Origin of the sequence: Algoriphagus sp., from assembly GCF_024642405.1 — a bacterium.
In the GTDB taxonomy this organism is placed as follows: Bacteria; Bacteroidota; Bacteroidia; order Cytophagales; family Cyclobacteriaceae; genus Algoriphagus.
The window spans coordinates 1-9,240 of sequence record NZ_JAHEBC010000153.1; the positions used below are offsets into that span (position 1 = coordinate 1).

The window sequence follows — 9,240 nt, forward strand, 5'->3', positions numbered from 1 at the left end:
GGATGCCATGTAGTTCACAGATTTGCTTCTGCAGCTCTACATATTTTACCATCCCTTCTTGATCAAATGGATCATACCCACCTCGATTGTTAAATGCTTTGCTGGAAGTAAAAAAATAAATTGTGGCACCGGGATTCAATTCATAAATTTTTTTGATGCAGTAATTGATCCCTCCAGCCTGAGTAATAAGCTTTTTTTCATCAAAACTATCAAATTCCGTAAAGTCTGTATAATTTCCAATTTCCCGGTTATTTGTATAATCATTTGTTGATGCCCAAAGTATATAAATATCGAATACTCCGGCCTCATCAACTTGCTGTTGCAAGGATTTTCCCTGTAAAGACGAAAATCCCGCTCCACCAACTCCATAATTAGTGATTTTCATTCCTAAGCTCTCAGTCCACATATTCTTGGCTACTTCGCTAGCTGGGATAACTGAAACAGATCCTCCAAAAACAGCCACTGTTTTACTAAAATTTGGAGAATTTCTTATTTCTTTTTCTATTTCAAGCAATTGGCTTGATATGAAAAAGACCAAACAAATGAGTAGATTCCTCATAATAAAAGATTGTTTGTTAATGAATATTTTTAAAATAAGATTCTAACTTTATTGCTAGTTAAAGTATTTTAATTTGACATTTAACTAATATAGGATTAAAAATTACTTGGATACCTATTTGAAATCTAAGTGAATTATATCTTATTGTATTCATATTAAACATTAACCAATATCCATGAAAACTAAAAAATCTACAGTTCTGGCATTTGCAATGGTATTACTCTTTAATGTATCATTTGCAATACCATCCTTAAACCCAAAGTACTTTGAAGGAAAGTGGGAAGTTTTAATCAAAGGAACTCCTCAGGGAGATGCTACATTACCTTTACGATTTGAGACAATTGGCGATATTACTAATGGCTACTTTTTTGAGGAAGGATCCACCACAGAATCTAAAATGCAAAGTGTAAAAATCTCTGATGATGTTCTGACTGCAGCTTTTAATATAAGTGGTTATGATGTGACACTTTATTTGAAAAAAGCAGATGAGGAGACAGCTAAGGGTGATTTGATGGGGATGTTTGATGCCATCGGAACGAAAGTAAAATGAACAAAAAAAGTGGCAATGTAAATTGCCACTAGTTTATTAATTTTTTAATCCAAATTAATTCAATGTTGCTATAGTTTCTTTTTTGTCAATAAAGTCCTAAGATATATCTCACCATATCTTTCGCATCTTCTTCACTCAAATTGGGATGTGGGGGCATTGCAGTTTCACCCCAAACACCAGCTCCACCTTTGATTACTTTATTGGCAAGCATCGCAACATTTTCGTCGTTATTTTCATATTCTGCTGCAATATCCATGTAGGCAGGGCCCACGACCATTCGTTCAACTAAATGGCAGGAAAGACAATCTGAATTAGCCACTTTTTCTTCACCTGAGATTGTTTTGCTAGTAGAACTGTTTACCACTTCTTCAGGCGGAGTGTTCTCTTCCGATGGTTTATTAGTTGGAGTAGAGTATGCTTCAGGGGTTGTAGTTTCTTTCTCTTCCTGTTTTTCAACAACTGCCGGTTCAGATTTTTTTTCTTCACTTCCACATGCAAACAAAAGTGCTACTAGAAATACCGCAGTTAATTTTGATAAGATTGTAATTTTCATTCAGATATTGAATTAGAATTCGAACTGTTAATATGAATAAACTCTTCATCAATTGATGGATTATTTATATTCAAACACAGATTTTCTGATAAATGGGAAATAGTAAATTTAACCTATTTCCCATTTACTAGTTTTTTTTAACTTAAAGTGATTTCTGGGAGAGGAATAATTTTCCCACCTGCCATGGCAGACTCGTGTGCTAGAATCCCCACACAAGTAATGTTTGCAGATTGCTTTGCATCTGGGTATGGAGCTCTTTCTTCAGCCAATGCGTTGAGAAACTCATTAACCAAATGAGGATGAGACCCTCCATGTCCTGCTCCCTGAATAAAGGATAAGTGCTGATTGTCATCACTATCATAAACTCCGGCAGTGGTGAAAGGTGCAATTTCCTTAGGAAGTAAATGTGCATAATCAGGGATTTTTACCCGCTCAGGAGTTTCCCCAGTATGGATTACAGAATCCTCATGCTCTATCAAGGTCCATTCAAAAGACTTCTTAGAACCGTATACATCAAAGCTTTCTCTATATTGTCTTGCTGTATTAAAAAGAGATCTAGTCACTTCAGCAGCCAAATCAGAGTCTTTGAATTTGATATGGCATGTTTCAATAGCAAATGGTGATCCGTATTTTGGAATTAAGTTTTCATCAATTCTTCCGGAACCAAAACAAGATACATATTCTGCTTGGGCCTTTGGTAAAGCCAAAACCGGTCCCACGCAATGTGTCGCATAATGCATAGGAGGGAGGCCTTCCCAATATCCTGGCCAACCAGCCATTTCTTGTTGATGAGAGGCTCTCAAGAATTGAATTTTTCCCAACTCTCCTTTTTCATACATCTCTTTCACAAATAAGAATTCACGGCTATAAATTACCGTTTCCATCATCATGTAAGTCAATCCTGTCCTTTGCACTTCCTCTACAATGGCCTTACATTCTTCTACAGTTGTAGCCATAGGAACCGTACAAGCCACGTGTTTTCCAGCTCTAAGAGCTTTTAGAGATTGCTCAGCGTGGTTTTGTATTGGAGTATTGATATGAACAGCATCAATATTCGGATCCTTTAACAATTCATCGTAGTCAGTATATACTTTTTCTATTCCAAAAGCTTTTCCAATCTCTTCTGCCTTTTCCTTATTTCTTTGACAAATGGCATACATATTAGCCAATTTATGCTTTTGGTAAATCGGAATAAATTCAGCTCCAAAGCCAAGTCCGATAATAGCGATGTTAAATTTCTTGTCACTCATAGTTCTATAGGTATGGTAATTTGGGTTGATTAGGCTTCAGAAGCCCATTTTTTCAAAAATTTCAATCCTTCGCTGGCGAAACTATCCTGACTTGGAGCCAATGGCTTCCAAATACAAACAGCTCCTGCTAATTCTTTTATTTCCGGGGTAAAGCTCTCAATAGAAATCACTCCTTTGTATTTTACAGCCTCCAAGCCCCTTTTAAAAGCTGCCCAAGGAGTTTGCCCTGTTCCTGGGGTTCCTCTATAGTTTTCCGAGACTTGGAAATGAATCAATTTATCTCCAGCCAATTTTATTGCAGCTTCGGGATCTGGTTCTTCAATATTCATATGAAATCCATCCAAAATCACTTTGGCTTCAGGTTCATTGATATCCGTTATCAATTGCATCAGTTCGTCACAGGTATTAATAAGATCTGTTTCAAAACGATTCAGGGTTTCCAAGGCGATTTCCAATCCGAATTTACGTGCATTTTGACATACAATTCTCAGGTTGGATACTGCTCGATCCCATTCAATTTTTTTCTGTTCTGGAGAAACCAATCTAGCTTTTCCCACCGCTGAATACATAGGGCCCGCCACAAATTTGCAATCCAACCCTGATGCTATTTCAAAGCAACCGTTTAGGTAATCAAAACAGGTTTTATGGAAATTTGGATCTTCATTGGTCAAGTCTCTGCTTGTACCAAATGCTCCGCAGATAACGGCCTTTAAGCCATTATCCGCTAAAGCAGTTTTCACTTCTTGAATATCGATCAAGATTGGGTCTTCAACAGGGATTTCAACGAAATCGTAGCCAAACCCTTTGATTCTAGGAAATAGGTTTATTGTTTCTTTATTAAAAGGGGAGGTCCATAGCCAGGTACTTACCCCAAATTTTACTTCTAATGACATCCTTCCTTATATTACTTTCATGATTCCGTTCATCTGCTTCCAATGATCAGGAAGTGTACAAACGAATGGATAATCACCTTTTTTAGAAGGCACTTTAATTACAATAGAATCCGAATAATTAGGAAATACCAGTTCAGTAGACGCAAGAACTTCAGGAATATTCGGTACAAATGCAAGGTCCATTCCAGTCAGGTTTTTTGCCATTTGATCTGCAGCTTCTCCGATTTTATCCAAAGAACCAATAGCTCCAATAATCAGATTGTGCTGAACAAAATCAGGGTTTTTAAAATCCAAAATCAATTGAGTTCCTGCATTCACTGCAAATACAGATTTATCAAATCTCATCTCATGAGGTACAGCAGTTAGTGTAATTAATCCATCTTTGGCTACTTCCATAGGTGCCTCGATTGAGGCAACAGCATTACTATCTCCAGAATCGACTTTTTTCAGATCCAAGCTAGAGTCATTTCCGATTCTTCCAGAGAATCTCCAATTTCCTTCATAGTCGCCAACTCGGTTTCCGGAATCAAATTGGCCCACACGAACATTTTGAGGGGAAAGTGGGGCGCTAAACAATCCTTTTGTTTTTCCTTTTGCTACTTCTTCACCATTAATGTGCAAACTCATAGCTCCATCTTGTTTCAAGGTAGCGGTAACCATAAACTTCTCGGATGGAAGTTTCTTTGTTTTGATGATTTTCACATCGCTATCTTGGGCCACGGCAAAACTTAAAGCATCTTTATATACATATAAACTATAGCCATTAACGCTGTTTCCTTGAGCAACCATCACACCATCTAATGGGTCTCTTCCTGGAGTTACTTCCATCGTAATGGTAATTTCTTTTCCGGATGGGTCTGGTGGGAAAAGGAGGGCGTTTCTTGGATTCAAGGTATAAAGCTCAGAAATCAAACTTTTTGAAATTCTATCGGCAATACCCATTAAGGAATCCGGTTGAACTTCTGAAGAAGGTACTTCAGGTCTGCTTTCAAAGGCAGAAGGGTGGGTGATAGCCGCAGCAAAGATTGCTTGGGGTAAATACTCATCCTTGGCATTATCCTGATCTTCAGAAATTGCCAACAGCATTTTTGAAACATCATCACTTGCTGGCATTTCGGAAACAGCAAGGATTGCAAATTTCCTAGCCTGAAGATTATCATCTTCCATCATATTGGCTGCAATAATTGCATTTAAAGCAGCTTGGTTTCTAGGAATAACCCGAACAGCATTTTTTCTAACAGCTGCAGAAGGGTGGCTCAAAGCCTTCTCTACTACTTCCTGAGCTTTTGCATTATTTCCATCTAATTCTCCCAAACCTTTCAATGTCCAAAGTGCATTGATGGCAGGTCCATTGATTCCTGCTCCATCAACTTCAGGAGAATTGATTAATTCATATAATCCTTCTATCACATCTTTGTTCTGAGTTTCTACGATCAATCGTTGAGCAGTAAGTCTCCAGAACATGTTATCGCTCTTAAGTGCATCAATCAATTTGCTTGAAGAAGCATCTTTTAAATCAAAAGTCTTAGAAGGTTCACCTCCTTTATAAGTCAATCTATAAATTCTACCATGCTCTTTATCACGCATGGGGTTGATGTAAGCATTTCCTTCTCCATTTTCAAAACCACGAGGAGTAGGGTTGTGCTGAATGATAAAGTTGTACCAATCAGCTACCCAAAGCGAACCATCAGGACCTACTTCTGCATGCACTGGGCTGAACCATTCGTCGGAACTTGCCAAAATATTGAAAGCATTTTTTTCTTTATAACCAGAGCCTTCTTCAAGAATTCTTGCCTTATGAAGTACTCGGCCTGTTGGCTCTGCTACGAAAGCTACTTTATTCCAATATTCCGAAGGGAAATTTCTTGCAGTATATAAGTTGTGCCCTGCAGCAGCAGTATAGCTACCAAACCAATCCACCTGTCTTAAGAATGGTGTTAGATGAGGCATGTCGTAATGAGAGTCTATTCCGGTGGCAGTGTTTGGCGTACCTCTATAGATGGTTCTCTTCACAAACTTATTATCCAAGGCCAAATAAACTGAATGTTGACCATTGGCAGTAGAAATAAAGGTTTCAAAATCTTCAGAGAATCCAAGTCCCCAAGTGTTATTACTGGTTCGACCTAAGTATTCCATATTTTCACCGGATGGATCAAATCTATAAACACCTTGACCGAAGTTGAATTTCTGTCCGCTTACTTCTCCATTAAAGCCAGAGTAACCTAATACTCCCCAAACCTTATTATCAAAACCATATTTTAGGTTGGATGGGCCTGCGTGAGTATCAAATTTACCCCATCCAGTCATTACCACTTCTTTCACATCTGCTACATCATCACCGTCGGTATCTTTTAGGAAGACAAAATCCGGCGCCATTGAAATTAACATCCCGCCATTTACTGCCATGATCGAAGTAGGGATATTCAATCCATCAGCAAAAATCGTTACTTTATCTGCTTTACCATCACCATTGGTATCTTCCAGAATCTTGATTTTATCATCTCCACCTTCCTTACGAACTTCATTAGGATAATCAGTGGTTTCTATGACAAATAATCTTCCTCTTTCATCCCAAGCAAAAGCAATTGGGTTGATGATCATAGGCTCGGAAGCAAAAAGTTCTAATTCAAATCCTACTGGCACTTGAACCAATTTCATAGACTCCTCAGGAGATAATGGCATTTGGAATCTTGGTGCAGGATCTCTTCTTTCATAGTTTGGAATAACAGCATCTTCAAACTGTGGAGTTGGGATATTATAAGCAGCTAATAATGCATTTACTTTATCACCTACGGCCCAAAGAATTCCATTTGCAACTAATTCCTGAAATTCTTCTTTTTCCCAAGTCTTCTCATTATGACCATAAGCAGTGTAGAACACACGTCCTTTTCCCTCTTCACGAGTCCAAGTATATGGCTCCTTATGATCACCATCCACTCGCTCCATCAATACATGCATATCTGGGTTTAATTGGCTGTGAACATAAGTTTCATCCCATGTTTCAAACTCGCTGATTCCATCCATAATAGGAGAGTCATTATCCACTATATCAACCGTGAAATCACCCGTTCCATGACTTTTGAATTGACCACCAACCGCTGAAATATACCATGGTGAGTTTTGGAAGCAGAAAGATGCTGAGTGAATAGGTATCAAAGCTTTACCACCTTGCACATAGTCTTTTAGAGCTGTTTCCTGTTCTGGAGTAATTTGATCATGATTTGCATAAATCATCAAACCATCATAATTACTCAATTTTGTAGGATTCAGATCTGTAACATCAGTAGTGTATGTCAGATTGATTCCCTTTTGAAATAAGGGAGTTTCGATATACATCATCAATTTCTCTGAATTGTGATGTTCGCTTTCATGGCCTAGTACAAGTATTTCAACACGTCTTGGCTCTGTGGAAGAAAGAAATGTCTCCCCTGATTTTTTTCCACAGCTTATTACAAGCAGAGAGATGACCAAAGTGGCCAAAACTATGGAAAATTTCGAGATGGATTTTTTAAACGAAATGTTCATAAATGGGTTTCATAATCAATTGAATACGAAAATTCAAAAAAATTTCTAGAAGATTCTCACTGTATTACTTTGAATAATGACTGAATTTTGTCCTTTTTGCGTTTGATATTCCAAAAAATATAGCATAACACAGTTATAATTTATGAAAAACCCACTTAAAAAGTCGAGAATTCCTGATTCAAAAGTCTTTTTAGTCAGGGAATTAAATGCTCCATTTTTTGATAAAAACTGGCACTTTCATCCTGAATATCAGTTGGTAGTCATTTTAAAAGGAACTGGAACAAGATATATCGGGGATCATATCAAACCATTCAAAGAAGGGGATATGGTAATGACAGGACCTAATTTGCCACATGTCTGGAGATCTGATAATGCCTATTTTGATCCATCAAATAATCTGGACACACATTTGATAGTGGCATATTTCCCGGAGAATTTTTTGGGGGATGGAATTTTTGAAAAAGAAGAATTTGCAGATATCGCACGATTGATGAAGCTTTCTTCCAGGGGAGTAGAAGTAAATGGAAAAACTAATCGTGAGGTTACAGAAATGATGAAGAAACTAGTTAATCTGACTGGTTCTGCTCAATTGATACTATTGCTTGAAATCCTCAATTATTTATCACACTCTAAAGATATCCGACAGATTACCAACGCAGGATATATTAACTTGAATAAAGAGTCTGAAAAGGACAGAATGGGAGAGGTCTACGAGTATGTAATGAAAAACTATAAGGAAAAAATCAAACTAGAGGAAGTAGCCAGTATTGCAAATCTTTCTGTCAGTGCTTTTAGCAGATTTTTTAAATCAAGAGCTAATAAATCATTTTCTGATTTTATCAGTGATGTTCGAATTAGTCATGCCTGCAAACTACTTCATGAAGATGATATCAATGTATCTGAAGTTTGTTACGAAAGTGGTTTTAACACCCTTTCAAATTTCAATAAACAGTTTAAGGATCGTATAGGAAAAACACCAATAACTTACCGAAAAGAGTATTTGGAGAGTTTTGAATAGAAATTTAAAATCAGAAATCTTAATTCAGAAATCTAATAAGTTTGAACTTTAATATTTCAACCTTCTGAATTAATTCAAGCTTTCTTTAGGATTGAAAGTAATCCATCACCTGATCCATATAAGATAAACTGACAGGTACAGATTTATCTCCTAAGTGTAATAAGTGTTTTTCTACTTTATTTACCTTTTTGCTATTGACCAAAAAAGAACGGTGAGATCGAATAAAAAAAGAGGGAAGGATATTTTCAACTTCCGCCAAGGTCATTCTGCTCATGACTTTTTCATTTTCTAGCTGAAAGGTTACATAATTCCCGCTTGCTTCGCAAAATAAGAGTTGATCGAAAATCAGGCGGATCTGACCTTCTCCGGTCTTGATAAAGGTAAATTCAGGTTCTTTTCCTGGTTGTAAATCCAGCCATTCCTGTGCCTTTTGACAAGCTTTGATAAATCGACTCAGATTAAATGGTTTGAGCAGGTAATCCAATGCATCGAGTTCGAAGCCCTTTACTGCAAAGTCTGAGTAGGCTGTTGTAAATATTACCAAGGTTTCTTTAGGAAGTAATCCTGCAAAGTCAATTCCTGAAATATCCGGCATATTGATATCCAAGAAAATCAGGTCAATTTCATTTTCCTTGATGTACTCCAAGGCTTCAATGGCATCCATAAAAATTTCTTCTAAAACTAAAAAAGGAACTTTGGAAGCATGAGCTTTTATCACTTCCAAAGCCATCTTTTCATCATCTATCGCTATTGCTTTAATCATTTTATTGGAGTTGGACGGATAAGTGAACAAAATGCTCCGTGTCGTTCGCCACAATGGTCAAGTTATGTTTTTGTGGGTAAAAATGCTCTAATCGGCTCTTAACATTTTCCAATCCTATACCAGATTCAT

The 9,240-nt window shown here is 37.2% G+C and carries 8 protein-coding genes; 2 read left to right on the forward strand and 6 right to left on the reverse strand.

Going from position 1 to position 9,240, the window contains the following annotated elements; translation table 11 throughout:
- The coding region (locus Q0L68_RS12180; RefSeq protein ID WP_296703464.1) for an SGNH/GDSL hydrolase family protein at positions 1–559 on the reverse strand (559 nt) is incomplete at its 3' end.
- A gap of 175 nt (positions 560–734) precedes the next feature.
- Here Q0L68_RS12180 and Q0L68_RS12185 point away from each other — a divergent pair.
- Positions 735–1,109 (forward strand): hypothetical protein, encoded by a 375-nt coding sequence (locus Q0L68_RS12185; protein ID WP_296703467.1) that lies wholly within the window; start codon positions 735–737, stop codon positions 1,107–1,109.
- Between the two features lie 85 nt (positions 1,110–1,194).
- Here Q0L68_RS12185 and Q0L68_RS12190 read toward each other — a convergent pair whose 3' ends face one another.
- From Q0L68_RS12190 to Q0L68_RS12205, 4 genes are all read right to left on the reverse strand, one after another.
- Positions 1,195–1,662 carry a c-type cytochrome gene (locus Q0L68_RS12190; protein ID WP_296703471.1) on the reverse strand — a complete coding sequence of 156 codons (468 nt, stop codon included), beginning with the start codon at positions 1,660–1,662 and terminating at the stop codon, positions 1,195–1,197.
- Between the two features lie 137 nt (positions 1,663–1,799).
- Entirely contained in the window at positions 1,800–2,912 is a 1,113-nt protein-coding gene (locus Q0L68_RS12195) for a Gfo/Idh/MocA family oxidoreductase (protein ID WP_296703473.1), read from the reverse strand.
- A gap of 29 nt (positions 2,913–2,941) precedes the next feature.
- Positions 2,942–3,805: a sugar phosphate isomerase/epimerase gene (locus Q0L68_RS12200; RefSeq protein ID WP_296703476.1), complete on the reverse strand. Its 864-nt coding sequence runs from the start codon at positions 3,803–3,805 to the stop codon at positions 2,942–2,944.
- A 6-nt stretch (positions 3,806–3,811) separates the two neighbouring features.
- A complete protein-coding gene (locus Q0L68_RS12205; protein ID WP_296703478.1) occupies positions 3,812–7,330 on the reverse strand; it encodes a PVC-type heme-binding CxxCH protein in 3,519 nt (1,172 codons plus the stop codon).
- A 142-nt stretch (positions 7,331–7,472) separates the two neighbouring features.
- Here Q0L68_RS12205 and Q0L68_RS12210 point away from each other — a divergent pair, with 142 nt between their 5' ends.
- Complete coding sequence (locus tag Q0L68_RS12210; RefSeq protein ID WP_296703481.1) at positions 7,473–8,348, forward strand: AraC family transcriptional regulator; 876 nt, start codon at positions 7,473–7,475, stop codon at positions 8,346–8,348.
- Positions 8,349–8,433: 85 nt separating this feature from the next.
- On the opposite strand, the gene Q0L68_RS12215 is transcribed toward Q0L68_RS12210, so the two are convergent.
- Positions 8,434–9,111 carry a LytTR family DNA-binding domain-containing protein gene (locus Q0L68_RS12215; protein WP_296703483.1) on the reverse strand — a complete coding sequence of 226 codons (678 nt, stop codon included), beginning with the start codon at positions 9,109–9,111 and terminating at the stop codon, positions 8,434–8,436.
- Positions 9,112–9,240 lie beyond the last annotated feature (129 nt).